This is a genomic window from Streptomyces showdoensis (genome assembly GCF_039535475.1).
GTDB classification, from domain to species: Bacteria; Actinomycetota; Actinomycetes; order Streptomycetales; family Streptomycetaceae; genus Streptomyces; species Streptomyces showdoensis.
Window position 1 is genome coordinate 4,236,783 of sequence record NZ_BAAAXG010000026.1, and the last position, 26,359, is coordinate 4,263,141.

Annotated in this window: 23 protein-coding genes and 1 pseudogene; 20 read left to right on the top strand and 4 right to left on the bottom strand. The window is 71.3% G+C overall.

Features of this window, described 5'->3' with window-relative positions; genetic code table 11:
- Positions 1 to 46: 46 nt before the first annotated feature.
- From pdxS to ABD981_RS32525, 11 genes are all read left to right on the top strand, one after another.
- The gene (gene pdxS, locus ABD981_RS32475; protein ID WP_046907504.1) at positions 47 to 952 is read left to right on the top strand and encodes a pyridoxal 5'-phosphate synthase lyase subunit PdxS; all 906 of its coding nucleotides are present in this window, start codon (positions 47 to 49) and stop codon (positions 950 to 952) included.
- Between the two features lie 6 nt (positions 953 to 958).
- Positions 959 to 1,555 carry a pyridoxal 5'-phosphate synthase glutaminase subunit PdxT gene (gene pdxT / locus ABD981_RS32480; protein WP_046907503.1) on the top strand — a complete coding sequence of 199 codons (597 nt, stop codon included), beginning with the start codon at positions 959 to 961 and terminating at the stop codon, positions 1,553 to 1,555.
- A gap of 62 nt (positions 1,556 to 1,617) precedes the next feature.
- Positions 1,618 to 2,370, top strand: a complete 753-nt coding sequence (locus ABD981_RS32485) for a YebC/PmpR family DNA-binding transcriptional regulator (protein WP_046907502.1) — start codon at positions 1,618 to 1,620, stop codon at positions 2,368 to 2,370.
- A gap of 110 nt (positions 2,371 to 2,480) precedes the next feature.
- Complete coding sequence (gene ruvC / locus ABD981_RS32490) at positions 2,481 to 3,011, top strand: crossover junction endodeoxyribonuclease RuvC (RefSeq protein WP_046907501.1); 531 nt, start codon at positions 2,481 to 2,483, stop codon at positions 3,009 to 3,011.
- Positions 3,008 to 3,640, top strand: a complete 633-nt coding sequence (ruvA, locus tag ABD981_RS32495) for a Holliday junction branch migration protein RuvA (protein WP_046907500.1) — start codon at positions 3,008 to 3,010, stop codon at positions 3,638 to 3,640. Before ruvC ends, ruvA begins: the two co-directional genes overlap by 4 nt.
- 32 nt (positions 3,641 to 3,672) lie before the next feature.
- On the top strand, positions 3,673 to 4,752 hold the full coding sequence (gene ruvB, locus ABD981_RS32500) for a Holliday junction branch migration DNA helicase RuvB (RefSeq protein WP_046907499.1): 1,080 nt from the start codon (positions 3,673 to 3,675) through the stop codon (positions 4,750 to 4,752).
- Positions 4,753 to 4,931: 179 nt separating this feature from the next.
- Positions 4,932 to 5,354: a preprotein translocase subunit YajC gene (yajC, locus tag ABD981_RS32505; protein WP_046907498.1), complete on the top strand. Its 423-nt coding sequence runs from the start codon at positions 4,932 to 4,934 to the stop codon at positions 5,352 to 5,354.
- A 147-nt stretch (positions 5,355 to 5,501) separates the two neighbouring features.
- Positions 5,502 to 7,259, top strand: coding sequence for a protein translocase subunit SecD (gene secD / locus ABD981_RS32510; RefSeq protein WP_123954414.1), 1,758 nt, complete (start codon positions 5,502 to 5,504; stop codon positions 7,257 to 7,259).
- Between the two features lies 1 nt (position 7,260).
- Positions 7,261 to 8,343, top strand: a complete 1,083-nt coding sequence (gene secF, locus ABD981_RS32515) for a protein translocase subunit SecF (RefSeq protein ID WP_046907497.1) — start codon at positions 7,261 to 7,263, stop codon at positions 8,341 to 8,343.
- Positions 8,340 to 8,891 carry an adenine phosphoribosyltransferase gene (locus ABD981_RS32520; RefSeq protein WP_046907496.1) on the top strand — a complete coding sequence of 184 codons (552 nt, stop codon included), beginning with the start codon at positions 8,340 to 8,342 and terminating at the stop codon, positions 8,889 to 8,891. Before secF ends, ABD981_RS32520 begins: the two co-directional genes overlap by 4 nt.
- A gap of 228 nt (positions 8,892 to 9,119) precedes the next feature.
- The gene (locus ABD981_RS32525; RefSeq protein WP_046907495.1) at positions 9,120 to 11,573 is read left to right on the top strand and encodes a RelA/SpoT family protein; all 2,454 of its coding nucleotides are present in this window, start codon (positions 9,120 to 9,122) and stop codon (positions 11,571 to 11,573) included.
- 95 nt (positions 11,574 to 11,668) lie between these two features.
- Here the strand turns inward: ABD981_RS32525 and ABD981_RS32530 are convergent, their stop codons facing one another.
- Both ABD981_RS32530 and ABD981_RS32535 read right to left on the bottom strand, forming a co-directional pair.
- Positions 11,669 to 12,898 (bottom strand): DUF349 domain-containing protein, encoded by a 1,230-nt coding sequence (locus ABD981_RS32530; RefSeq protein ID WP_046907494.1) that lies wholly within the window; start codon positions 12,896 to 12,898, stop codon positions 11,669 to 11,671.
- 209 nt (positions 12,899 to 13,107) lie between these two features.
- Positions 13,108 to 13,893, bottom strand: a complete 786-nt coding sequence (locus ABD981_RS32535) for a peptidylprolyl isomerase (protein ID WP_046907493.1) — start codon at positions 13,891 to 13,893, stop codon at positions 13,108 to 13,110.
- 153 nt (positions 13,894 to 14,046) lie between these two features.
- On the opposite strand from ABD981_RS32535, the gene ABD981_RS32540 reads away from it, so the two are divergent.
- The 5 genes from ABD981_RS32540 to ABD981_RS32560 all read left to right on the top strand — a co-directional run bounded on the left by ABD981_RS32540 (position 14,047) and on the right by ABD981_RS32560 (position 18,981).
- On the top strand, positions 14,047 to 14,754 hold the full coding sequence (locus ABD981_RS32540; protein WP_046907492.1) for an MBL fold metallo-hydrolase: 708 nt from the start codon (positions 14,047 to 14,049) through the stop codon (positions 14,752 to 14,754).
- A 10-nt stretch (positions 14,755 to 14,764) separates the two neighbouring features.
- Positions 14,765 to 16,027: a histidine--tRNA ligase gene (hisS, locus tag ABD981_RS32545; protein WP_046907528.1), complete on the top strand. Its 1,263-nt coding sequence runs from the start codon at positions 14,765 to 14,767 to the stop codon at positions 16,025 to 16,027.
- Positions 16,028 to 16,250: 223 nt separating this feature from the next.
- Positions 16,251 to 16,877: a vitamin K epoxide reductase family protein gene (locus ABD981_RS32550; RefSeq protein WP_046907491.1), complete on the top strand. Its 627-nt coding sequence runs from the start codon at positions 16,251 to 16,253 to the stop codon at positions 16,875 to 16,877.
- A 42-nt stretch (positions 16,878 to 16,919) separates the two neighbouring features.
- Complete coding sequence (locus ABD981_RS32555; RefSeq protein ID WP_046907527.1) at positions 16,920 to 18,275, top strand: replication-associated recombination protein A; 1,356 nt, start codon at positions 16,920 to 16,922, stop codon at positions 18,273 to 18,275.
- A gap of 19 nt (positions 18,276 to 18,294) precedes the next feature.
- Complete coding sequence (locus ABD981_RS32560; protein WP_046907490.1) at positions 18,295 to 18,981, top strand: HNH endonuclease family protein; 687 nt, start codon at positions 18,295 to 18,297, stop codon at positions 18,979 to 18,981.
- 7 nt (positions 18,982 to 18,988) lie between these two features.
- Here the strand turns inward: ABD981_RS32560 and ABD981_RS32565 are convergent, their stop codons facing one another.
- The gene (locus tag ABD981_RS32565) at positions 18,989 to 19,684 is read right to left on the bottom strand and encodes a DUF2470 domain-containing protein (RefSeq protein WP_046907489.1); all 696 of its coding nucleotides are present in this window, start codon (positions 19,682 to 19,684) and stop codon (positions 18,989 to 18,991) included.
- A gap of 206 nt (positions 19,685 to 19,890) precedes the next feature.
- Between ABD981_RS32565 and rpsD the strand changes: the two genes are divergently transcribed.
- A complete protein-coding gene (gene rpsD / locus ABD981_RS32570) occupies positions 19,891 to 20,505 on the top strand; it encodes a 30S ribosomal protein S4 (RefSeq protein ID WP_046907488.1) in 615 nt (204 codons plus the stop codon).
- A gap of 34 nt (positions 20,506 to 20,539) precedes the next feature.
- Here rpsD and ABD981_RS32575 read toward each other — a convergent pair whose 3' ends face one another.
- Positions 20,540 to 22,720 (bottom strand): ATP-binding protein, encoded by a 2,181-nt coding sequence (locus ABD981_RS32575; RefSeq protein WP_046907487.1) that lies wholly within the window; start codon positions 22,718 to 22,720, stop codon positions 20,540 to 20,542.
- A 184-nt stretch (positions 22,721 to 22,904) separates the two neighbouring features.
- Here ABD981_RS32575 and ABD981_RS32580 point away from each other — a divergent pair, with 184 nt between their 5' ends.
- The 3 genes and pseudogenes from ABD981_RS32580 to alaS all read left to right on the top strand — a co-directional run bounded on the left by ABD981_RS32580 (position 22,905) and on the right by alaS (position 26,359).
- On the top strand, positions 22,905 to 23,336 hold the full coding sequence (locus ABD981_RS32580; RefSeq protein ID WP_046907486.1) for a DUF948 domain-containing protein: 432 nt from the start codon (positions 22,905 to 22,907) through the stop codon (positions 23,334 to 23,336).
- 5 nt (positions 23,337 to 23,341) lie between these two features.
- On the top strand, positions 23,342 to 23,689 hold the full coding sequence (locus ABD981_RS32585) for a hypothetical protein (protein WP_046907485.1): 348 nt from the start codon (positions 23,342 to 23,344) through the stop codon (positions 23,687 to 23,689).
- Positions 23,689 to 26,359 (top strand): annotated as a pseudogene (gene alaS, locus ABD981_RS32590) (alanine--tRNA ligase). The gene ABD981_RS32585 and the pseudogene alaS overlap by 1 nt, the downstream one beginning before the upstream one ends.

Consider the following 26,359-nt stretch of genomic DNA (forward strand, 5'->3'; position numbering starts at 1 on the left):
TTCCTCGTCTCGTCAACAATCCCCGTTGTCATCGAGTGAGGTACCCATGTCCAGCACCCCGCAGTCCGCCGACGCGATCGGCACCTCCCGCGTCAAGCGCGGCATGGCCGAGCAGCTCAAGGGCGGCGTGATCATGGACGTGGTCAACGCCGAGCAGGCGAAGATCGCCGAGGACGCCGGCGCCGTGGCCGTCATGGCCCTGGAGCGGGTTCCGGCCGACATCCGCAAGGACGGCGGCGTCGCGCGGATGTCCGACCCGAACATGATCGAGGAGATCATCGGCGCGGTCTCCATCCCGGTCATGGCCAAGTCCCGCATCGGCCACTTCGTCGAGGCCCAGGTCCTCCAGTCGCTCGGCGTCGACTACATCGACGAGTCCGAGGTCCTCACCCCGGCCGACGAGGTCAACCACTCCGACAAGTGGGCCTTCACCACCCCCTTCGTCTGTGGCGCCACCAACCTGGGCGAGGCCCTGCGCCGCATCGCCGAGGGCGCGGCCATGATCCGCTCCAAGGGCGAGGCCGGCACCGGCAACGTCGTCGAGGCCGTCCGCCACCTGCGCCAGATCAAGAACGAGATCGCCAAGCTGCGCGGCTTCGACAACAACGAGCTGTACGCCGCCGCCAAGGAGCTGCGCGCCCCGTACGAGCTCGTCAAGGAGGTCGCCGAGCTCGGCAAGCTGCCGGTGGTGCTGTTCTCCGCCGGTGGTGTGGCCACCCCGGCCGACGCCGCGCTGATGCGCCAGCTCGGTGCCGAGGGCGTCTTCGTCGGCTCCGGCATCTTCAAGTCGGGCGACCCGGCCAAGCGCGCCGCCGCCATCGTGAAGGCCACCACCTTCTACGACGACCCGAAGGTCATCGCGGACGCCTCCCGCAACCTGGGCGAGGCCATGGTCGGCATCAACTGCGACACCCTGCCCGAGGCCGAGCGCTACGCGAACCGGGGCTGGTAAGCACCCATGAGCACTCCCGTCAGCCCTGTCATCGGGGTCCTGGCTCTCCAGGGCGACGTACGGGAGCACCTGATCGCCCTGGCCGCGGCCGACGCCGTGGCCAGGCCCGTCAGGCGCCCCGAGGAGCTCGCCGAGGTCGACGGTCTCGTCCTCCCCGGCGGTGAGTCCACCACCATCTCCAAGCTGGCCGTGCTGTTCGGCCTGATGGAGCCGCTCCGGGAGCGGATCGCGGGCGGCATGCCCGTGTACGGCACCTGCGCCGGCCTGATCATGCTCGCCGACAAGATCCTCGACCCGCGCTCGGGCCAGGAGACCTTCGGCGGCATCGACATGATCGTCCGCCGCAACGCCTTCGGGCGGCAGAACGAGTCCTTCGAGGCGGGCGTGACCGTGGCGGGGATCGACACCCCCGTCGAGGGCGTCTTCATCCGTGCCCCGTGGGTGGAGTCGGTCGGTGCCGAGGTCGAGGTGCTCGCCGAGCACGACGGCCACATCGTCGCCGTCCGCCAGGGGCGCGCCCTCGCGACCTCGTTCCACCCCGAGCTGACCGGTGACCACCGGATCCACGAGCTGTTCGTGGACATGGTGCGCGCCGAGCGGTGACCTGATCCTTGTAGGATCTCTGGGGTTCGTTCAGTAATGGGTTACGCGAAGGAGACAGGCAGATGTCCGGCCACTCTAAATGGGCTACGACGAAGCACAAGAAGGCCGTGATCGACGCCAAGCGCGGCAAGCTCTTCGCGAAGCTGATCAAGAACATCGAGGTCGCGGCCCGCACCGGCGGCGCCGACCCCGAGGGCAACCCGACGCTCTACGACGCCATCCAGAAGGCCAAGAAGTCGTCCGTTCCCAACAAGAACATCGACTCCGCGGTCAAGCGCGGCGGCGGCCTCGAGGCCGGCGGCGTCGACTACGCGACGATCATGTACGAGGGCTACGGCCCGAACGGTGTCGCGGTGCTCATCGAGTGCCTCACCGACAACCGCAACCGCGCCGCCTCCGACGTGCGCGTCGCCATGACCCGCAACGGCGGCTCGATGGCCGACCCGGGTTCGGTCTCGTACCTGTTCAACCGCAAGGGCGTCGTCGTGCTCCCCAAGGGTGACCAGACCGAGGACGACGTCCTCGAGGTCGTGCTCGACGCGGGCGCCGAGGAGGTCAACGACCTCGGCGAGAGCTTCGAGGTCATCAGCGAGGCCACCGACCTGGTCGCGGTCCGCACCGCGCTCCAGGAGGCCGGCATCGACTACGACTCGGCCGAGTCCAGCTTCGTCCCGACCATGCAGGTCGAGCTCGACGAGGAGGGCGCGCGCAAGATGTTCAAGCTGATCGACGCCCTGGAGGACAGCGACGACGTGCAGAACGTCTTCGCCAACTTCGACGTCAGCGACGAGGTCATGGAGAAGGTCGACGCCTGAGCGCGTCCTTCACCGCAGCGGGCCGACGGGGACACACCCCCGTCGGCCCGCTGCGTTGTCGGTGGCAGCAGATAGCCTGCACAAACAGGTGAGCGAACAGGGAGGGCGCGGTGCGCGTTCTGGGGGTGGATCCCGGACTGACCCGGTGCGGCGTCGGGGTGGTCGAGGGGGTCGCCGGGCGGCCGCTGACCATGCTCGGGGTCGGTGTCGTACGGACCCCCGCGGACGCCGACATCGGCATCCGGCTCGTCGGCATCGAGCGCGGCATAGAGGAGTGGATCGAGCGCTTCCAGCCCGAACTCGTCGCCGTGGAGCGGGTGTTCAGCCAGCACAACGTGAGCACGGTGATGGGCACCGCCCAGGCCAGCGCCGTCGCCATGCTCTGCGCCGCCCGCCGCGGCCTGCCCGTCGCCCTGCACACGCCCAGCGAGGTCAAGGCCGCCGTCACCGGCAGCGGCCGCGCCGACAAGGCACAGGTCGGCGCCATGGTCACCCGGCTGCTCCGGCTCTCCGCCCCGCCCAAGCCGGCCGACGCCGCCGACGCCCTCGCGCTCGCCATCTGCCACATCTGGCGCGCCCCCGCCCAGAACCGCCTCCAGCAGGCCGTCGCCCTGCACGCCTCGAAAGGCCGAACCCGATGATCGCCTTCGTCAGCGGCCCGGTGGCCGCCCTCGCCCCCACGACCGCCGTCGTCGAGGTCGGCGGGGTCGGCATGGCCGTCCAGTGCACGCCCGACACCCTCGCCGGACTGCGCGTCGGCGAGCACGCCCGCCTCGCCACCTCGCTGGTCGTCCGCGAGGACTCGCTGACCCTGTACGGCTTCGCCGACGACGACGAGCGGCAGGTCTTCGAGCTGCTCCAGACCGCCAGCGGCGTCGGCCCCCGGCTCGCCCAGGCGATGCTCGGCGTGCACTCGCCCGACGCGCTGCGCCTCGCCGTCTCCACCGGCGACGAGAAGGCGCTGACCGCCGTCCCCGGCATCGGCAAGAAGGGCGCCCAGAAGCTCCTCCTCGAACTGAAGGACAAGCTGGGCCGCCCGCTCGGCAGCAGCGGCCTGGTCGGCGCCCAGCGCGCCGTCGCCGCCGGCCCCGCCCCCTGGACCGAGCAGCTCGCCGCCGCCCTCGTCGGACTCGGCTACGCGAGCCGCGAGGCCGAGGAGGCCGTCGCCGCCGTCACCCCGCAGGCCGAGGCCGCGCTCGCCGAGACCGGCTCCGCGCCCGTCCCGCAGCTGCTGCGCGCCGCCCTGCAGACGCTCAACCGCGCCCGCTGACCTCCCGTACGAAGAGAAGGCAACCAACCACCGTGAACTGGGACGACGAGACGGCACCGGCCGCCGAGGAGCGCATCGTCGACGCCTCCGCCGAGGGCGACGACCAGGCCGTCGAGGCGGCGCTGCGGCCGAAGGACCTGAGCGAGTTCGTCGGCCAGGAGAAGGTCCGCCAGCAGCTCGACCTGGTCCTCAAGGCCGCCCGCCAGCGCGGCGCCACCGCCGACCACGTGCTGCTCTCCGGCGCCCCCGGCCTCGGCAAGACCACCCTGTCGATGATCATCGCGGCGGAGATGAACGCGCCGATCAGGATCACCAGCGGCCCCGCCATCCAGCACGCCGGCGACCTCGCGGCCATCCTGTCCTCCCTCCAGGAGGGCGAGATCCTCTTCCTCGACGAGATCCACCGGATGTCCCGGCCCGCCGAGGAGATGCTCTACATGGCGATGGAGGACTTCCGCGTCGACGTCATCGTCGGCAAGGGCCCCGGCGCCACCGCCATCCCCCTGGAGCTGCCGCCCTTCACCCTGGTCGGCGCCACCACCCGGGCCGGCCTGCTGCCGCCGCCGCTGCGCGACCGCTTCGGGTTCACCGGGCACATGGAGTTCTACGAGCCGCACGAGCTGGAGCGGGTCGTGCGCCGCTCCGCCGGACTCCTCGACGTCGAGATCGACACCGACGGCGCCGCAGAGATCGCCGGCCGCTCCCGCGGCACCCCCCGGATCGCCAACCGGCTGCTGCGCCGGGTGCGGGACTACGCCCAGGTCAGGGCGGACGGCGTGATCACCCGCGAGATCGCCGCCGCCGCCCTCGGGGTGTACGAGGTCGACAGCCGCGGTCTCGACCGCCTCGACCGCGCCGTCCTCCAGGCGCTGCTCAAGCTCTTCGGCGGCGGCCCGGTCGGCCTGTCCACCCTCGCGGTCGCCGTGGGGGAGGAGCGCGAGACCGTCGAGGAGGTCGCCGAGCCCTTCCTCGTACGGGAGGGACTGCTGGCGCGCACGCCCCGTGGCCGGGTCGCCACTCCGGCGGCGTGGAGCCACCTCGGAATGGTTCCGCCGCAGGCAGCGGGCCCGGGGGCGGCAGGAAGCGGACAACAGGGGCTCTTCGGGGCGTGACGGCGCGGAGACTCGCCCGTATGGGAACCGGGGTGCGATGCTGGGCGTTGTTCCATCGATGCGGACTCGCCTAGACTCCGCCGGTGCCGCTCCTTACGGTCGGCGCACCCACCCCCGAATCAGGCCGCGACTTCTCGGCGGCCTTGCGAAGGAAATTCCGTCCCGTGAATAACATCGGCATGCTCCTCCCGTTCATCGTGCTCATCGGGGCCATGTTCCTCATGACCCGCTCTGCCAAGAAGAAGCAGGCGCAGGCGGCGGAGATGCGCAACCAGATGGCACCCGGTACCGGCGTTCGCACGATCGGGGGGATGTACGCCACCGTCAAGGAGATCGGCGACGAGACCGTCCTTCTCGAGGTCGCGCCCGGCGTCCACGCGGTCTACGCGAAGAACTCCATCGGCGCCGTCCTGGAGGACTCCGAGTACAACCGGATCGTCCACGGCGACGAGCCCGGCGAGGTCGTCCCCGACGACGCCTCCTCGCTGACCGAGGCCGCCGAGGAGTCGACCGAGGACGTCAAGGCCGACCTCACCAAGAAGACGGACGCCGCCGAGGGCGACAAGGACGGCAAGGCCGACGGCGGGACCGAGGCGAAGTAGTTCGCGGCCGGAGCCGCGCGTCCGCCCACCCGGCGCGCGCGGCTCCGGCGACGGTTCCACGTCTGCGGGGGCAGGTCCCCACCACACACTTCGTGGCCGTCTCGCGCCCAACCGGCGCGGGGCGGTTTGGACAGGGAGAAACGACAGGTGGCAGCACCGAAGAAGGGCCGAAGGCCGGCGGGGGGACAGAGCCGGCCGGGCCGCGCCCTGGCACTCATTCTGATCGCCATGGTCGCACTCACCGGCGGCATGTTCTGGTCGGGGCACACCACCCCGCGCCTGGGCATCGACCTCGCCGGCGGTACGTCGATCACGCTCAAGGCGAAGGCGGAGCCCGGACAGGAGTCCGCCGTCAACGAGACCAACATGAACACCGCGGTCGGCATCATCGAGCGCCGTGTCAACGGTCTGGGTGTCTCGGAGGCCGAGGTCCAGACGCAGGGCCGCGAGAACATCATCGTGAACATCCCCAAGGGGACGAACGAGAAGCAGGCCCGCGAGCAGGTCGGCACCACCGCCCAGCTGTACTTCCGGCCGGTCCTGGCCGTCGCCGCCGCCGAGCAGCCGGCGACGCCGAACGCCACCACCTCGCCGACGCCGAAGCCCTCGGCTTCCGGCGCCACCGCGGACAAGGGCAAGACCGACAAGTCCGCCACCCCGACGGCCACCGCGTCCACCCAGGGCCGCGCCGTCACCGAGGCGCTGAAGGCCCCGAGCCCGACGCCGACCTCGACGACCACGCCGAAGTCGACGGGGTCGCCGAAGACGGACACGCCGGCCGACCCGGCCACCGCCGCCCTGCAGCAGAAGTTCGCCACCCTGAACTGCCTCGACCCGAAGCAGCGCACGGCCGCGAGCAAGGGCGTCCTGCCGACCGACACCACCGTCGCCTGTGGCAAGAACGCCATCGGCCAGTGGGAGAAGTACCTCCTCGGCCCGGCCGAGGTGGACGGCAAGGACGTCGACGACGCCAAGGGCGTCTTCGACCAGCAGCGTGGCATGTGGATCGTCACCATGGACTTCACGAGCGGTGGCGCCAAGAAGTTCCAGAAGATCACCGGCAAGCTGTCGCAGCAGCAGGAGCCGCAGAACCAGTTCGCGATCGTGCTCGACGGCGAGGTCGTCTCGGCCCCGTCCGTGCGCACCACGCTCAGCGCCAACGCGGAGATCTCCGGCAGCTTCAACCAGGAGTCGGCCCAGGACCTCGGCAACATCCTGTCCTACGGCGCCCTGCCGCTCACCTTCGACACGCAGAGCGTCGACACGGTGACCGCCGCCCTCGGCGGCGAGCAGCTCGAGGCGGGTCTGATCGCCGGCGCCATCGGTCTCGGCCTGGTCATCATCTACCTGGTGGTCTACTACCGCGGCCTGTCGCTGATCGCCATCCTCAGCCTCGGCGTCTCGGCCCTGCTCACCTACGTGATCATGGCCCTGCTCGGCCCGGCCATCGGCTTCGCGCTGAACCTGCCGGCCGTCTGCGGCGCCATCGTGGCCATCGGCATCACGGCGGACTCGTTCATCGTGTACTTCGAACGCATCCGCGACGAGATCCGCGAAGGCCGCACGATGCGCCCGGCCGTCGAGCGTGCCTGGCCGCGCGCCCGGCGCACCATCCTGGTCTCCGACTTCGTGTCGTTCCTCGCCGCCGCGGTGCTCTTCGTCGTCACCGTCGGCAAGGTCCAGGGCTTCGCGTTCACGCTCGGCCTGACCACGCTGCTCGACATCGTCGTGGTGTTCCTCTTCACCAAGCCGGTGATGACGCTCCTCGCGCGCACCAAGTTCTTCGGCAACGGCCACAAGTGGTCCGGTCTGGACCCGAAGCGCCTCGGTGCCCAGCCGCCGCTGCGCCGCACCCGCCGTCAGTCCGTTTCCGCCGCTGGCCCTGTCGACCCGAAGGAGGCGTGAGATGTCGAAGCTCGGAGATCTCGGCGCCCGGCTCCACCGCGGTGAGGTCGGCTATGACTTCATCGGCAACCGCAAGATCTGGTACGGCATCTCGATCCTGATCACCATCACGGCGATCGTGGCCCTCGCGGTGCGCGGCCTCAACATGGGCATCGAGTTCCAGGGCGGCGCCGTCTTCACCACCCCGAAGACGAACGTCTCGGTCACCCAGGCCCAGGAGTACGCGGAAGAGGCCTCCGGCCACGACGCGATCGTCCAGGAGCTCGGCAGCGGCTCCCTGCGCATCCAGGTCGGCGGTCTCGACACCGAGAAGTCCGACCAGGTCCGCGCGCAGCTCTCCAAGGACCTGAACGTCCCCGAGAACAAGATCGCGGCGGAGCTCGTCGGCCCCAGCTGGGGTGAGCAGATCGCCACGAAGGCATGGACCGGCCTCGCCGTCTTCATGATCCTCGTGGTGATCTACCTCGCCATCGCCTTCGAGTGGAGAATGGCCGTCGCGGCGCTCATCGCGCTGATCCACGACCTCACCATCACCGTCGGCATCTACTCGCTGGTGGGCTTCGAGGTCACGGTCGGCACGGTGATCGGTCTGCTGACCATCCTCGGTTACTCGCTCTACGACACGGTCGTCGTCTTCGACTCGCTCAAGGAGCAGACGAAGGGCATCACCAAGCAGACCCGCTGGACCTACAGCGAGATCGCCAACCGCTCGATCAACGGCACCCTGGTCCGTTCGATCAACACCACCGTCGTCGCGCTGCTGCCGGTCGCCGGCCTGCTCTTCATCGGTGGCGGCGTCCTCGGCGCCGGCATGCTGAACGACATCTCGCTGTCGCTGTTCGTGGGTCTCGCCGCCGGTGCGTACTCCTCGATCTTCATCGCCACCCCGCTCGTCGCCGACCTCAAGGAGCGCGAGCCGGCGATGAAGGCCCTGAAGAAGCGCGTCCTGGCCAAGCGTGCCGCCGCGGCCGCCAAGGGCGAGTCCCTCGACGAGGGCACCGACCTCGCGGAGGGCGCCCTCGCGGGCGAGGCCGCCGTCGTCGGCCAGGGCCGCCGCGGCCGCTCCTCGGAGAACCGCGGATGACCGCGGAGTACGGGAACACCACGGAGCTGCTGCTCAGCCGCATCCGTGACGTCCCCGACTACCCGAAGCCCGGGGTGCTGTTCAAGGACATCACCCCGCTGCTCGCGGACCCGGAGGCGTTCACCGCGCTCACCGACGCCCTCGCCGGGCTGTGCGCGGCCCAGGGCGCCACGAAGATCGTCGGCCTGGAGGCCCGCGGCTTCATCCTGGCCGCCCCGGTCGCCGTCCGCGCCGGTCTCGGCTTCATCCCGGTCCGCAAGGCCGGGAAGCTGCCCGGGGCCACCCTGCGGCAGGCGTACGAGCTGGAGTACGGCACCGCCGAGATCGAGGTGCACGCCGAGGACCTGGCCCCGGGCGACCGGGTCATGGTCATCGACGACGTCCTCGCCACCGGCGGCACCGCCGAGGCGTCCATCGAGCTCATCCGGCGTGCCGGGGCCGAGGTCGCCGGGGTCGCCGTCCTGATGGAGCTGGGCTTCCTGCCCGGCCGGGCCCGCCTGGAGCCGGCCCTGTCCGGCGCTCCGCTCACCGCGCTCATCACCGTCTGACACCCAGGTCCGACGGACACGGGGGCGGCCCGGGGAATTCCCCGGGCCGCCCCCGTCGTTTTCCGGACACGCCCCGGAACGGGGTCCCGGTGAGCCGGTGCGGACGTCTCAGCCCGCAGGCGCGTGCGCACAGGCGCTGCCAGGTCGATACGATGGCCTTTCCGGGCCTGACCGGGGGACCCGGAAAATCCCCCAGACCCGTCCGGGGGTACCGCCAGAGGAGCGCTCTTGCCAGACGAGGCCCAGCCACTCTCCGCCGCGCAGCCCGAGCAGCAGGCCGACCAGGCCGCGTCGGGAACAGCCGCGCCCCAGAACCAGCCCGCGGAGATCCGGCCGGCGGCCCCTGCCCCTGCTGTCCGGCCCACCCCCGCCTCGCCGAGCCGCTCGGGCGGCTCCTCCAGCCGCGTCCGGGCCCGGCTCGCCCGCCTGGGCGTCCAGCGCTCCTCCCCGTACAACCCGGTCCTCGAACCGCTGCTGCGGATCGTCCGCTCCAACGACCCGAAGATCGAAACGGCGACATTGCGCCAGATCGAGCGGGCCTACCAGGTCGCCGAGCGCTGGCACCGCGGCCAGAAGCGCAAGAGCGGCGACCCGTACATCACCCACCCGCTCGCGGTCACCACCATCCTCGCCGAGCTGGGCATGGACCCGGCGACGCTGATGGCCGGCCTGCTCCACGACACCGTCGAGGACACCGAGTACGGCCTGGACACCCTGCGCCGCGACTTCGGCGACCAGGTCGCCCTGCTCGTCGACGGCGTCACCAAGCTGGACAAGGTCAAGTTCGGCGAGGCCGCGCAGGCCGAGACCGTCCGCAAGATGGTCGTCGCCATGGCCAAGGACCCGCGCGTCCTGGTCATCAAGCTGGCCGACCGCCTGCACAACATGCGCACCATGCGCTACCTCAAGCGGGAGAAGCAGGAGAAGAAGGCCCGCGAGACCCTGGAGATCTACGCCCCGCTGGCGCACCGGCTGGGCATGAACACCATCAAGTGGGAGCTGGAGGACCTCGCCTTCGCGATCCTCTACCCCAAGATGTACGACGAGATCGTCCGGCTGGTCGCCGAGCGCGCCCCCAAGCGCGACGAGTACCTGGCCATAGTGACCGACGAGGTCCAGGCCGACCTGCGCGCCGCCCGCATCAAGGCCACCGTCACCGGCCGGCCCAAGCACTACTACAGCGTCTACCAGAAGATGATCGTCCGCGGCCGTGACTTCGCGGAGATCTACGACCTGGTGGGCATCCGCGTCCTCGTGGACACCGTCCGCGACTGCTACGCGGCCCTCGGCACCGTCCACGCGCGATGGAACCCGGTCCCCGGCCGGTTCAAGGACTACATCGCGATGCCGAAGTTCAACATGTACCAGTCGCTGCACACGACGGTCATCGGACCCAACGGCAAGCCCGTCGAGCTCCAGATCCGCACCTTCGACATGCACCGGCGCGCCGAGTACGGCATCGCCGCGCACTGGAAGTACAAGCAGGAGGCCGTCGCCGGCGCCTCCAAGGTCCGCGCCGACGTGCCCAAGAAGGCCGGCAAGGACGACCACCTCAACGACATGGCCTGGCTGCGCCAGCTGCTCGACTGGCAGAAGGAGACCGAGGACCCCTCGGAGTTCCTGGAGTCGCTGCGCTTCGACCTCTCCCGCAACGAGGTCTTCGTCTTCACCCCCAAGGGCGACGTCATAGCGCTGCCCGCGGGCGCCACCCCGGTCGACTTCTCCTACGCCGTCCACACCGAGGTCGGCCACCGCACCATAGGGGCCCGGGTCAACGGCCGGCTCGTGCCGCTGGAGTCCACCCTCGACAACGGCGACCTCGTCGAGGTCTTCACCTCCAAGGCCGCGGGCGCCGGACCCTCCCGGGACTGGCTCGGCTTCGTCAAGTCCCCGCGCGCCCGGAACAAGATCCGCGCCTGGTTCTCCAAGGAGCGCCGCGACGAGGCCATCGAGCAGGGCAAGGACGCCATCGCGCGGGCCATGCGCAAGCAGAACCTGCCGATCCAGCGGATCCTCACCGGCGACTCGCTCGTCACCCTCGCCCACGAGCTGCGCTACAGCGACATCTCCTCGCTGTACGCGGCGATCGGCGAGGGCCATGTCACGGCCCAGTCCATCGTGCAGAAGCTGGTCCAGGCGCTCGGCGGCGAGGAGGCCGCCACCGAGGACATCGAGGAGGCGGCGCCGCCGGCCCGCGGCCGCTCCAAGCGCCGCTCGAACGCCGACCCCGGTGTCGTCGTCAAGGGCGTCGAGGACGTCTGGGTCAAGCTGGCCCGCTGCTGCACCCCGGTGCCCGGCGACCCGATCATCGGCTTCGTCACCCGTGGCAGCGGCGTCTCGGTGCACCGCAGCGACTGCGTCAACGTGGACTCGCTGTCCCGGGAGCCCGAGCGGATCCTCGAGGTCGAGTGGGCCCCCACCCAGTCCTCGGTCTTCCTCGTCGCCATCCAGGTCGAGGCGCTGGACCGCTCCCGGCTGCTCTCGGACGTCACCCGCGTCCTGTCCGACCAGCACGTCAACATCCTGTCGGCGGCCGTGCAGACCTCCCGCGACCGGGTGGCCACCTCGCGGTTCACCTTCGAGATGGGCGACCCGAAGCACCTGGGGCACGTCCTGAAGGCCGTCCGGGGCGTCGAGGGCGTCTACGACGTCTACCGTGTCACCAGCGCCCGGCGCCCCTGAGAACGGGGCGCCACGCGCCGCACAGGCACCACGCGCACGAGGAAGGGCCCCCGGCTCCGGCCGGGGGCCCTTCCTCGTACCGCTTCACACGGGCGTCAGCCGCCGAACTCCTGCAGACCCTTCAGGGCCTGGTCGAGCAGCGCCTGGCGGCCCTCCAGCTCGCGGGCGAGCTTGTCGGCCTTGGCGTCGTTGCCGGCGGCACGGGCCGTGTCGATCTGCTTCTGCAGCTTGTCGACCGCGTCCTGGAGCTGGCCGGTCAGACCCGCGGCGCGGGCCCGCGCCTCCGGGTTGGTGCGGCGCCACTCGGCCTCCTCGGCCTCCTGGATCGCCCGCTCCACCGCGTGCATCCGGCCCTCGACCTTCGGGCGGGCGTCCCGCGGCACGTGGCCGATGGCCTCCCAGCGCTCGTTGAGGGAACGGAAGGCCGCGCGGGCCGCCTTCAGGTCCGACACCGGCACCAGCTTCTCGGCCTCGACGGCGAGCTCCTCCTTGAGCTTGAGGTTCTCGGTCTGCTCCGCGTCCCGCTCGGCGAAGACCTCGCCACGGGCCGCGAAGAAGACGTCCTGGGCGCCGCGGAAGCGGTTCCACAGCTCGTCCTCGTGCTCGCGCTGGGCGCGGCCCGCCGCCTTCCAGTCCGCCATCAGCTCGCGGTAACGGGCGGCCGTCGTCCCCCAGTCGGTCGAGTTCGAGAGCGCCTCGGCCTCGGCGACCAGCTTCTCCTTGGCCTTGCGGGCGTCCTCGCGCTGCGCGTCGAGCGCCGCGAAGTGGGCCTTGCGGCGCTTGGAGAAGGCCGAGCGGGCGTGCGAGAAGCGGTGCCACAGCTCGTCGTCCGACTTGCGGTCCAGGCGGGGCAGGCCCTTCCAGGTGTCCACGAGCGCGCGGAGCCGCTCGCCCGCGGCGCGCCACTGCTCGCTCTGCGCCAGCTCCTCGGCCTCGGTGACCAGGGTCTCCTTGGCGGAGCGCGCCTCGTCGGCCTGCTTCGCCTTCTGGACCTTCCGCTCCTCGCGGCGGGACTCGACCGCCTCGGTCAGCTTGTCGAGCCGGGTCGACAGCGCGGCCAGGTCGCCCACCGCGTGGTGCTCCCGGACCTGCTCGCGGATGTGCTCGATCGCCGCCTGGGCGTCCTTCGCCGAGAGGTCGGTGGTCCTCACCCGCTTCTCGAGGAGGCCGATCTCGACCACCAGGCCCTCGTACTTGCGCTCGAAGTAGGCCAGCGCCTCCTCAGGGGTGCCGGCCTGCCACGATCCGACGACCTGCTCGCCCTCGGCCGTACGCACGTACACGGTGCCCGTCTCGTCGACGCGGCCCCACGGGTCGCTGCTCACAGCGCCTCCTCACCATGATGCCGTCGCGGGGGCTCCGCCCCCTGGCATCGTCCACGGATTCCCGGCGGGTCTCGCCCGCCCTCCACAGCCCGGCCGACGGCCGGCGCTGCACAACGCCAATCTAGGCGAACGGCGGCCCGGCTGTCCGCACTCAGCACGACCGAAATTCAACGGTCACGCGCGGGTGCGGCCGCCGGGCCGCCGTCGCGTCACTTCTTGCTGACGACGGCCTTCTCGATGGTGACGCCCTTCTGCGGCGCACCGTCGCCCGCGCCGCCCTGGACGCCGGCCTTCGCCACGTCCTCGACGACCTTGAGGCCCGCCGCGTCGAAGGTGCCGAACGGGGTGTAGTTCGGCGGCAGCTTCGTGTCCTTGTAGACGAGGAAGAACTGGCTGCCGCCGGTGTTCGCACCCGCGTTGGCCATGGCGACCGTGCCCTTCGGGTACGTGACGGAGCCGTCCGCGCCCGCCTTGCCGAGCCCGTTCAGGTTCTCGTCCGGGATCACGTAACCCGGGCCGCCGGTGCCGTCGCCCTTCGGGTCGCCGCACTGGAGCACGAAGATGCCCGAGGTGGTGAGGCGGTGGCACTTGGTGCCGTCGAAGTACTTCTTGTCCGCGAGGTGCTTGAAGGAGTTCACGGTGTGCGGGGCCTTGGCCGCGTCCATCGTGATCGTGATGTCGCCCTGGTTGGTCTTCAGGGCCATCGTGTACGAGGCCTTCTTGTCCACCGACATGGCCGGCTCGGGCTGCGAGGACGTGCTCTGCTCCGGGCTCGGGGTGTTGGTGGGCTCGGTCGCCGCGTTGTCGCTCTTCTTGTCGTCGCCGGACAGCGCCACCGAGAGGTAGACCGCACCGCCCGCGGCGATCACCACCGCGAGCGAGGCGGCGATGACGCTGTTCCGGCGCGACCTGCGCCGCGCGTCCGCACGCCGCTGCTGCTGACGCTGGTACTTGTCCCTGGCGAGCTGCCGCCGCCGCTGATCGCTGGTGACCACCGGGTCCGCTCCTTGTCGATCGTCTGTTCTGTCCTGGCCGGGTGTGCCCGTACCGTATACGGGTTGGCTGTGGAATACGCAGCGCCGGTAGGCTCTGACCCGCTGCATTCCGTTTCGCCGCAGCCTTCTGCCGGACGACAAATAAGGACGATCGTGCTGATTGCCGGGTTCCCCGCCGGGGCCTGGGGCACCAACTGCTACGTGGTCGCCCCCGCCGCAGGCGAGGAGTGCGTCATCATCGACCCGGGCCACCAGGCCGCCCAGGGAGTCGAGGAGACGCTCAGGAAGCATCGGCTCAAGCCCGTCGCCGTGGTCCTCACCCATGGCCACATCGACCACGTCGCCTCCGTCGTCCCGGTCTGCGGCGCCCATGACGTGCCCGCGTGGATCCACCCCGACGACCGGTACATGATGAGCGACCCGGAGAAGGCCCTCGGCCGCTCCATCGGGATGCCCCTCATGGGCGAGCTGACCGTGGGCGAGCCGGACGACGTGCGCGAGCTCACCGACGGCGCCCTGCTGAAGCTGGCCGGACTGGAGCTCTCCGTCGCGCACGCGCCCGGTCATACCAAGGGGTCGGTGACCTTCCGGACCCCCGAGACCACGGAGATCCCCTCCGTGTTCTTCTCCGGGGACCTGCTGTTCGCCGGCTCCATCGGACGCACCGACCTGCCCGGCGGTGACATGGACGAGATGCTCGGTTCGCTGGCCCGCGTGTGCCTGCCGCTCGACAACTCGACCGTGGTGCTGTCGGGGCACGGTCCCCAGACGACCATCGGCCAAGAGCGCGCCACCAACCCCTATCTGCGGCAGGTGGCGGCCGGCCTCGGGAGTGCCGAAGCTCCCCGACGAGGAATGTGACGAGATCCACGTGAGCACCTTCAAGGCCCCCAAGGGCACGTACGACCTGATCCCGCCGTACTCGGCGAAGTACCTCGCGGTCCGCGAGGCCATCTCCGGCCCGCTGCGCACGGCCGGCTACGGCTACGTCGAGACCCCCGGCTTCGAGGACGTCAACCTCTTCGCCCGCGGCGTCGGCGAGTCCACCGACATCGTCACCAAGGAGATGTACGCCTTCGAGACCAAGGGCGGCGACAAGCTCGCCCTGCGCCCCGAGGGCACCGCCTCCGTGCTGCGCGCGGCCCTGGAGGCCAGCCTGCACAAGCAGGGCAACCTGCCGGTCAAGCTCTGGTACTCCGGCTCGTACTACCGCTACGAGCGCCCGCAGAAGGGCCGCTACCGGCACTTCTCCCAGGTCGGCGCCGAGGCGATCGGCGCCGAGGACCCGGCGCTCGACGCCGAGCTGATCATCCTGGCCGACCAGGCCTACCGCTCGCTCGGCCTGCGGAACTTCCGCATCCTGCTGAACTCGCTCGGCGACAAGGAGTGCCGCCCCGTCTACCGCGAGGCCCTGCAGTCCTTCCTGCGCGGCCTCGACCTGGACGAGGAGACCCTGCGCCGGGCCGAGATCAACCCGCTGCGCGTCCTGGACGACAAGCGCGAGGCCGTGCAGAAGCAGCTGGCCGACGCCCCGCTGCTGCGCGACTACCTGTGCGACGCGTGCAAGGCGTACCACGAGGAGGTGCGCGCCCTGATCACCGCGGCGGGCGTGGTCTTCGAGGACGACACCAAGCTGGTGCGCGGCCTGGACTACTACACCCGCACCACCTTCGAGTTCGTGCACGACGGTCTCGGCTCGCAGTCGGCGGTCGGCGGCGGCGGGCGCTACGACGGCCTCTCCGAGATGATCGGCGGCCCGGTGCTCCCCTCCGTGGGCTGGGCGCTCGGCGTCGACCGCACCGTCCTCGCCCTGGAGGCGGAGGGCGTGGAGCTCGACCTCCCGGCCGCCACCAGCGTCTTCGCGGTGGCCCTCGGCGAGGAGGCCCGCCGGGTCCTCTTCGGCAAGGTCACCGAGCTGCGCAAGGCCGGCGTCGCGGCCGACTTCGCCTTCGGCGGCAAGGGCCTGAAGGGCGCCATGAAGGACGCCAACCGCTCCGGCGCCCGCTTCGCGGTCGTCGCCGGCGAGCGGGACCTGGCCGAGGGCGTCGTCCAGCTCAAGGACATGGAGTCCGGCGAGCAGGGTCCGGTCGCGCTCGACGCTCTGGTCGACGCGGTGAAGGCCAAGCTGGCCTGACCGCCCACCGTGCCGAGCCGGGGCCCGGTCCGCGTCACGCGGACCGGGCCCCGGCTCGTCTCCGTCCGTGTGCTCGTCTCCGTTCCGTGTTCCTCTCCGCGCTCGGTCACGGGCCCGCTCGCTTACCCGGCGCGAACGCGGCCCGTGACACCCTGTGCGGCACAATGACCGTGCCACGGTCAGCCGAACGAGCCCAGCGCACGAGAAGAGCGAGCAGAGCGACATGACGAAAGCAGCGGCCGCGAACGAGACCGCCGTGCGGGACGAACCCCGCACCATCGGCGCCAGCCGCGCCTTCGCCTGGCTCCTGGTGGTCACCGGAGCGGCCGGCCTGCTCGCCGCGTGGGTCATCACGATCGACAAGATCAAACTGCTGGAGGACCCGAACTTCACCCCGGGCTGCAGCCTCAACCCGATCGTCTCCTGCGGCAACATCATGAAGAGCGAGCAGGCCTCGGTCTTCGGCTTCCCCAACCCGATGCTCGGCCTCGTCACGTACGCCATGGTGATCGCGATCGGCGTGGGCCTGCTGGCCGGCGCCCGCTACCGCCGCTGGTACTGGCTCGGCCTCAACGCGGGCACGCTCTTCGGGGTCGGCTTCTGCACCTGGCTGATGTACCAGTCGCTGTACGAGATCAACTCGCTCTGCCTGTGGTGCTGCCTGGCCTGGGTCGCCACCATCGTCATGTTCTGGTACACCACCTCGCACAACGTGCGCCAGGGCGTGATCCGCGCCCCGGGCGGCGTGCGCACCTTCTTCGACGAGTTCACCTGGGTGCTGCCGGTGCTGCACATCGGGATCATCGGCATGCTGATCCTGACCCGCTGGTGGGACTTCTGGACCAGCTGACGCCGGCCGCGCTGTCGGTGCGGTGACCTAGGCTTCATGACCGTGGAGCCCGATCTCTTTACCGCAGCCGCCGAAGAACGCCAGGAGAAGGATCCGGCCAGCAGCCCGCTGGCCGTCCGGATGCGCCCGCGCACCCTCGACGAGGTCGTGGGCCAGCGGCACCTGCTCAAGCCGGGCTCGCCGCTGCGCCGACTCGTCGGCGACGGTGACGGAGGCCCGGCCGGCGCCTCCTCCGTGATCCTGTGGGGCCCGCCCGGCATCGGGAAGACCACCCTCGCGTACGTGGTCTCGAAGGCGACGAACAAGCGCTTCGTCGAGCTCTCCGCGATCACCGCGGGCGTCAAGGAGGTCCGCGCGGTCATCGACGGCGCCCGGCGCGCCGTCGGGGGCTACGGCAAGGAGACCGTCCTCTTCCTCGACGAGATCCACCGCTTCTCCAAGGCCCAGCAGGACTCCCTCCTGCCTGCCGTGGAGAACCGCTGGGTCACCCTCATCGCCGCCACCACGGAGAACCCGTACTTCTCGGTGATCTCCCCGCTGCTCTCCCGCTCGCTGCTGCTCACCCTGGAGCCGCTCACCGACGAGGACCTGAGCGGGCTCATGCGCCGGGCCCTGGAGGAGGAGCGCGGGCTCGGCGGGGCCGTCACCCTGCCCGAGGACGCCGAGGCCCATCTGCTCCGGATCGCCGGCGGCGACGCCCGGCGCGCCCTGACGGCCCTGGAGGCGGCCGCGGGCGCCGCCCTGGCCAAGCAGGAGGCGGAGATCACCCTGGAGACGGTCGAGGAGACCGTCGACCGGGCCGCCGTGAAGTACGACCGGGACGGCGACCAGCACTACGACGTGGCCAGCGCCCTGATCAAGTCGATCCGCGGTTCGGACGTGGACGCGGCGCTGCACTACCTGGCCCGGATGATCGAGGCGGGGGAGGACCCCCGGTTCATCGCCCGGCGGCTGATGATCTCGGCGAGCGAGGACATCGGCCTCGCCGATCCGAACGCGCTGCCGCTCGCGGTGGCGGCCGCCCAGGCCGTCGCGATGATCGGCTTCCCTGAGGCGGCGCTGACCCTCAGCCACGCCACCATCGCCCTGGCCCTCGCCCCGAAGTCGAACGCGGCGACGAACGCGATCTTCGCCGCCCAGGCCGACGTCCGCAACGGCCTCGCGGGTCCGGTCCCGCAGCATCTGCGCGACGGCCACTACAAGGGCGCCGCCAAGCTGGGCCACGCCCAGGGGTACGTGTACCCCCACGACGTCCCGGGCGCGATCGCCTCCCAGCAGTACGCCCCGGATCCGGTCCACGGCAAGCGCTACTACGAGCCGACCCGTTACGGGGCGGAGGCGCGGTACGCGGACGTGGTGGAGAAGGTGCGGGAGCGCCTGAAGGGCGAGGGCGGCTGAGCGCTCCTACGCTCGGACCATGATCCGTACGGTCTGTGCGCTCGTGCTGGCGGGCGCCGCGCTCACCGGGTGCGGCCCCCCGGCCGACGCGGGCCGCGCGTCGCCGGTGCCGGTCGTCGGCTCGCCCGGCTTCCCGCCCGCCGCCGCGGAGGCCCGCCGGCAGCTGGCGCGGCTCCCGGTGGCCTGGGGCGAACACTGGCAGACCTACGAGCGGGTCCGCTTCGGCGGCAGCTGGTCCGACGACACCGACGCCCCCGGCGGCCGCAACGGCTGCGACACCCGCGACGACGTGCTGCGCCGGGACCTGGGCGAGCTCCGCACGGGGGACCGCGACCCGTGCGTGGTCCTCTCGGGCGTCCTGGTCGACCCGTACACCGGCAAGCGGCTGCCGTACGCGTACCGCAAGGCCTCCCAGATCCAGACCGACCACGTCGTGGCCCTCGCTGCCGCCTGGCGGGCCGGTGCCTGGGCGTGGACGGATGCGCGCCGGCTCGCGTACGCCAACGACCTGGACGTGCTGCTCGCCACCGACAAGCCGACCAACCTGGACAAGAGCTCCAAGACGCCCGACAAGTGGCGGCCGCCGCGCCGGGAGTACTGGTGCGAGTACGGCCGGCGGTGGACCGGGATCAAGGCCAAGTACGGTCTGACGGTCTCGCCGCCGGAGAAGAAGGCGGTGGAGGAGCTGCTGGCCACCTGTCCGTGACCGGGGGTCAGGAGCGGGCGGCCTCGAAGAGGCGGTGGATCTCTCGGCGCAGTCCGGAGAGGTCCTGGACCGGCCGGGGGAAGTCGAAGCGCGCGTCGAAGCAGGCGTCGGGGCCGGCGCTGAAGCGGACCCGCAGCCCGAAGCGGTCCAGGGCGAGCGGGGCGACGTCACGGGTGGGGACCAGAGTGGCGGCGTGCGCGCCGAGCAGCGCGGTCAGCTCGCGCATCCGGTCGTCGTGGGCCGCGTGCAGGTGCTGCAGGAGCTCGGTCTCGTGGACCCGCAGCGGATCGGGGACGGCCGCCGCGAACTCCTCCGGGTCGACCTCGCCGCAGCCCCACAGGTCGTCCACGTCGGCCGCGCCGACCTCCAGGCGCAGCATCATCCGGCCGGGCTCCGCGATCCCGGGCACGCAGGTGAGCCAGCCGGAGATCCAGGCCCGGCCGCGGATACGGTGGGGGACCGAGACGGGGGCGACGTCCGTGAGCTCCAGCACGACCGGCAGCTCGTCGTCCTGAGCGTGGGTGGCCGCCCGTACCGGCGGCGCGTCCGCCGGGAAGAGCAGGAAGACCTCGCCGTCGGGTCCGACCGCGCGGGCCTCGGGGGAGAGCTGCTCGGGACGGTGCCCGGAGGCCCCCGGAATCAGCAGCACCGCGGAGCATGTACTCTGTACGAGAGTTCGTGTGCGCTCGGCTGCTGACGGCATCCGTGCGAGATCAAGCCCGTTTGGACGCGGCTGACCATGAGCTGATCGGACCTCCGTCGCATCGATGCCCTCCACGGCTTCCGTGGATGAAAGTGCATCGGTCTTTGTGCTGCCGTCCGTGATGCGTGTGGTGTTCCCCGGGCGAGACATGCGATCTCCTTGAGTAAGGTGAGCCTAACCTAACCTACAACGGAGGTCTGGAGAACGTGCCTAACCAGTCGCGTCCCAAGGTCAAGAAGTCCCGTGCGCTCGGCATTGCGCTGACGCCGAAGGCCGTCAAGTACTTCGAGGCCCGCCCCTACCCGCCGGGCGAGCACGGCCGTGGCCGCAAGCAGAACTCGGACTACAAGGTCCGTCTGCTCGAGAAGCAGCGTCTGCGCGCCCAGTACGACATCAGCGAGCGCCAGATGGCCCGCGCCTACGACCGCGCGAAGAAGGCCGAGGGCAAGACGGGCGAGGCGCTGGTCGTCGAGCTCGAGCGTCGCCTCGACGCCCTGGTCCTGCGTTCGGGCATCGCCCGCACCATCTACCAGGCCCGTCAGATGGTCGTCCACGGCCACATCCAGGTCAACGGCACCAAGGTCGACAAGCCGTCGTTCCGCGTCCGTCCCGACGACGTCGTGATGGTCCGCGAGCGCAGCCGCACCAAGCCGCTGTTCGAGGTCGCCCGTGAGGGTGGCTTCGCCGCCGACGGTGAGACCCCGCGCTACCTGCAGGTCAACCTGAAGGCCCTGGCCTTCCGCCTCGACCGCGACCCGAACCGCAAGGAAATCCCGGTCATCTGCGACGAGCAGCTGGTCGTCGAGTACTACGCCCGCTGATCCCAGCACGGCAGTAGTACCGCCCCCGCGGTGTTCAGCCCGCCGCTTCCCCGCCCTTTCCGGTGGGGGAGCCGGCGGGCTTCCGCGTGTCCGGGACCGGTGTCCGGCAGGTCCGGGCGGTACGGAACGGCCGCGGCGCCGCCGGCCCGCCCGGGCTCCCGTGGATGGCCGGATCCCGGCGCTCGGCGAGCGCCCGGTCCACCGCCGCGTCCAGGGAGAGGGCCTGCCCCTCGCGGTACGCGGCCCGGTAGCACTCCTCGCCCAGCGCCTCGGCCGCCTGCCGCTCGCACAGCGCGCGCGGCCCGTTGAAGTAACCCGAGCCGAACAGCTGCAGCCCCACCGAGTCCCACACCGGCGTCACCGCGCCCTGGAGCACCGCCGCCTCCCGGACGTCCCCCTCGGCCGCCCTCACCAGCGCCAGCAGCTCGATCGCCAGCACCAGGCCCACCAGGTCGTGGAAGGCGTGGTCGATGGTGATGCACTCGGCCAGCAGTCCCCGCGCCCGCGCGTACTCCCCCTCGGTCAGCGCCGCGTACGCCAGCACGTAGAGCGCGTACGCGCGGGTCCACCGCTCGCCCCGCTCCTCGCAGACCTCCCGGACCTCGGCGCACAGCGCGACCGCGCCCTCCAGGTCGCCCCGGAAGGCCCGCACCATCGCCAGCTCGACCTGCCCCATCAGCACGTTGCTGTTCAGCTCGCCGAGCTCCCGGTACGACTCCAGGGCCCGCCCGATCAGCTCCTCGGCCCGCGGCAGGTCGTCCGACAGCAGCGCCAGACATCCCATCCGGTGCGTCGCGTACGCCCCGGCCACCTCGTTGCCCGCCGCCCGGGCCCGCTCCCGGCACTCGTGCAGCGCCGCCACCGCCGCCGTCGGGTCCCCCTGCAGGATCGCCACGTAGCCCAGCACCCACAGCGCCTTCAGCCGCGCGTCCTCGTGCTCCGCGGCCACCGGGAAGGCCCCGAGCGCCCGGTCCAGCCAGTGCCGCCCCTCCGACAGGCGCCCGCACCCCGCCCAGTAGAACCAGAGCGTGCCCGCCAGGTGCTGGGCGAGCGCGGCGTCCTCGGCCGACTCCAGGCACAGTTCCAGCGCCGCCCGCAGATTCGGCAGCGCCACGTCCGTGGCCGCCGCCACCTCCGCCTGCCGGGGGCTGAACCACTCCAGCTCGCACCAGGTGGCCAGCCCCATGTACCAGTCGCGGTGCCGCCGGCGCATCCGCTCCGTGTCGCCCAGCGCCGCCAGCCACTCCGCCCCGTACGCGGCGACGGTGTCGAGCATCCGGTAGCGCGGCCCCGCCGCCGACTCCTCCCGCGCCACCAGCGACTGCGCCAGCAGCTCCCCGAGCACGTCGAGCACCCGGTCCGCCGGCAGCTCGGGGCCGGAGCATACGTACTCCACCGCCTCCAGGTCGAAGGGGCCCGCGAACACCGAGAGGCGCGCCCACAGCAGCCGCTCCTCCGGGGTGCACAGCTCGTGGCTCCAGCCGATCGCCGTCCGCAGCGTCCGGTGCCGGGGCAGCGCCCCGCGCCGACCGCCGTCCAGCAGCCGGAACCGGTCGTCGAGCCGCTGGAGCACCTGCGCCACCGACAGCAGCGGCAGCCGCCCGGCCGCCAGCTCCAGCGCGAGCGGGATCCCGTCCAGGCGTCGGCACAGCTCCCGCACCGGCCCGGGGCTGCCCAGGGCGTGCCGCCCCACCGTCTCCGCCGCCCGCTCGGTGAGCAGCGCCACCGCGTCGGCCTCGCCCATCGGCGCCAGGGCGAGCACGGCCTCGCCGTCCACCCGCAGCGGGCGGCGGCCCACCGCCAGGACCGTGAGCCCGGGGCAGCCGCGCAGCAACTCGCGCAGCAGCCGCGCGCACTCCTCGACCAGGTGCTCGAAGCCGTCCACCACGAGCAGCAGCCGCAGCTCCGCCAGGTGCTCGGTCAGCACCTCCCGGGGGCTCCGCAGGGTGTGGTCGGTCAGCCCGAGGGCCTCGACCAGGGCGTGGGCCACCAGCTCCGGGTCGCGCAGGGCGGCGAGCTCGGCCAGCCGGACCCCGTCGGCGTAGCGTTTCTGCACGGCCGAGGCGGCGCGCAGGGCCAGTCGCGTCTTGCCGACCCCGCCCACACCGACGACCGTGACCAGGCGGAACTCCTCGAGGAGGCGGGCCAGTTCGTCCTGCTCCGCGGCCCGGCCCACGAACCGGTTGAGCTCCGCAGGGAGATTGCTCCGTCGCATGGGACACGGAGCGTACTCACCCGCGCGCGCTCCGTACAATCGGACCGGCGCAACTCCCCTCCCACAAGCGCTAATGCGGTACGGCTGGAGACCTCCGGCGCGATAGGGTCGGAGGACTGATGTACAAGGGTCCGACGTCCGTCGGAGGCCCGACGGCAAGAGCGACAGCAGAGAGCGGTGCAGAGTGACCGGTGGAGAGGTTGCCGGGATCCTGGTGGCCGTGTTCTGGGCGATCCTCGTCTCCTTCCTCGCCGTGGTGCTGGTGAGGCTGGCGCAGACGCTCAAGGCCACCACCAAGCTGGTGGCGGACGTGACCGAACAGGCCGTCCCGCTGCTCGCCGACGCCTCCGCGACCGTGCGCTCCGCGCAGACCCAGCTCGACCGGGTCGACGCCATCGCCTCGGACGTCCAGGAGGTCACCTCCAACGCCTCCGCGCTGTCCACCACCGTCGCCTCCACCTTCGGCGGCCCCCTGGTCAAGGTCGCGGCCTTCGGCTACGGGGTGCGCCGGGCGCTGGGCCGCGGCCGGCAGGACGCGCCGCCCGCGACGGACCCGCGTACTGTGATCGTCGGTCGTACCGTGCCGTCCGCGAGGCGCCGGAAGCAGAAGGGCTGAGCAGGATGTTCCGCCGTACGTTCTGGTTCACCGCCGGCGCGGCCGCCGGCGTCTGGGCCACCACCAAGGTCAACCGCAAGCTCAAGCAGCTGACCCCCGAGAGCCTCGCCGCCCAGGCCGCGGACAAGGCGATCGAGACCGGCCACCGGCTCAAGGACTTCGCCCTCGACGTGAGGGCGGGCATGCTGCAGCGGGAGGCCGAGCTCGGCTCGGCCCTCGGCCTGGACGCCCCGGCGGACCAGGACCCCCGTGAACTCCCGGCACCGCGCCGCAGGCCCGCGCTCGGGCCGCTCGCGGACCCCGGCACGACCACCCCGTATTCGTTTTCGTACAACCGGAATGAGGACCACTGATGGAGTCGGCTGAAATCCGCCGCCGCTGGCTGAGCTTCTTCGAGGAGCGCGGTCACACCGTCGTCCCTTCGGCGTCGCTCATCGCGGACGACCCGACTCTGCTGCTCGTCCCCGCAGGCATGGTGCCGTTCAAGCCCTACTTCCTGGGTGAGGTCAAGCCGCCCTTCACGCGCGCCTCCAGCGTGCAGAAGTGCGTCCGCACGCCGGACATCGAGGAGGTCGGCAAGACCACCCGGCACGGCACGTTCTTCCAGATGTGCGGCAACTTCTCCTTCGGCGACTACTTCAAGGAAGGCGCCATCAAGCTCGCCTGGGAGCTGCTGACCACCCCGGTGGAGCACGGCGGTTACGGGCTGGAGCCGGAGAAGCTCTGGATCACCGTCTACCAGGAGGACGACGAGGCCGAGCAGATCTGGCGCGACGTCGTCGGCGTCCCGGCCGAGCGCATCCAGCGCCTCGGCAAGAAGGACAACTACTGGTCCATGGGCGTCCCCGGTCCCTGCGGCCCGTGCTCCGAGATCAACTACGACCGCGGTCCCGAGTTCGGCGTCGAGGGCGGCCCGGCCGTCAACGACGAGCGGTACGTGGAGATCTGGAACCTGGTCTTCATGCAGTACGAGCGCGGCGAGGGCACGGGCAAGGACGACTTCCCGATCCTCGGCGAGCTGCCGTCGAAGAACATCGACACGGGCCTCGGCCTGGAGCGCCTGGCGATGATCCTCCAGGGCGTCCAGAACATGTACGAGACGGACACCCTCCAGGTCGTCATCGACAAGGCCACCGCCCTCACCGGCGTCGCCTACGGAAAGGCCCACGACAGCGACGTCTCGCTGCGCGTGGTCGCCGACCACATGCGCACCTCCGTGATGCTCATCGGCGACGGCGTCACCCCCCGGCAACGAGGGCCGTGGCTACGTGCTGCGCCGCATCATGCGCCGCGCCGTGCGCAACATGCGTCTGCTCGGCGCCACCGGCCCGGTCGTGCAGGACCTCGTCGACACCGTCATCGAGACGATGGGCGAGCAGTACCCGGAGCTGGTCACCGACCGCAAGCGCATCGAGACCGTCGCGCTCGCCGAGGAGGCCGCGTTCCTCAAGGCCCTCAAGGGCGGCACGAACATCCTCGACACCGCGGTCACCGAGACCAAGGCCGCCGGCGGCTCGATCCTGTCGGGCGACAAGGCGTTCCTGCTCCACGACACCTGGGGCTTCCCGATCGACCTCACCCTGGAGATGGCCGCCGAGCAGGGCCTCTCCGTCGACGAGGACGGCTTCCGCCGCCTGATGAAGGAGCAGCGGGACCGCGCCAAGGCCGACGCCAAGGCCAAGAAGACCGGCCACGCCGACATGACGGCGTACCGGGAGATCGCCGACGGCAACGGCGCCACCGAGTTCACCGGCTACACCAACACCGAGGGCGAGACCACGGTCGTCGGCCTCCTGGTCAACGGCGTCTCCTCGCCGGCAGCCTCCGAGGGCGACGAGGTCGAGGTCGTCCTCGACCGCACCCCGTTCTACGCGGAGGGCGGCGGCCAGATCGCCGACCAGGGCCGCATCAAGCTGCACAGCGGCGCGGTCATCGAGGTCCGCGACGTCCAGCAGCCGGTCCCGGGCGTCTCCGTGCACAAGGGCTCCGTGCAGGTCGGCGAGGTGACCGTCGGCGCCACCGCCTACGCGACCATCGACGTGAAGCGCCGCCGGGCCATCGCCCGCGCCCACTCGGCCACCCACCTCACGCACCAGGCGCTGCGCGACGCCCTCGGTCCGACGGCCGCCCAGGCCGGTTCCGAGAACCAGCCCGGCCGCTTCCGCTTCGACTTCGGTTCGCCGAACGCCGTCCCCGGCACCGTCCTCACCGACGTCGAGCAGAAGATCAACGAGGTCCTCTCGCGCGAGCTGGAGGTCCACGCCGAGGTCATGCCGATCGACGAGGCCAAGCGCCAGGGCGCCATCGCCGAGTTCGGCGAGAAGTACGGCGAGCGGGTGCGCGTCGTCACCATCGGCGACTTCTCCAAGGAGCTGTGCGGCGGCACGCACGTCGGCAACACCGCCCAGCTGGGTCTGGTGAAGCTGCTCGGCGAGTCGTCCATCGGCTCCGGCGTGCGCCGCATCGAGGCCCTGGTCGGCGTCGACGCGTACAACTTCCTCGCCCGTGAGCACACGGTCGTCGCCCAGCTCCAGGAGCTGGTCAAGGGCCGCCCGGAGGAGCTGCCGGAGAAGATCTCCACCATGCTCGGCAAGCTGAAGGACGCCGAGAAGGAGATCGAGAAGTTCCGCGCGGAGAAGGTCCTGCAGGCCGCCGCCGGCCTGGTCGACTCCGCCACGGACATCCGCGGCGTCGCCCTCGTCACCGGCCAGGTCCCGGACGGCACCGGCGCCGACGACCTGCGCAGGCTGGTCCTCGACGTCCGCGGCCGCATCCCCGCCGACCGCCCGGCGGTCGTGGCCCTGTTCACCACCGCCAACGGCAAGCCGCTGACGGTGATCGCCACCAACGAGGCCGCCCGTGAGCGCGGTCTCAAGGCCGGCGAGCTGGTCCGCACCGCGGCCAAGACCCTCGGCGGCGGCGGTGGCGGCAAGCCCGACGTCGCCCAGGGTGGCGGTCAGAACCCGCAGGCCGTCGGCGAGGCCATCGAGGCCGTCGAGCGTCTCGTGGTGGAGACCGCGTGA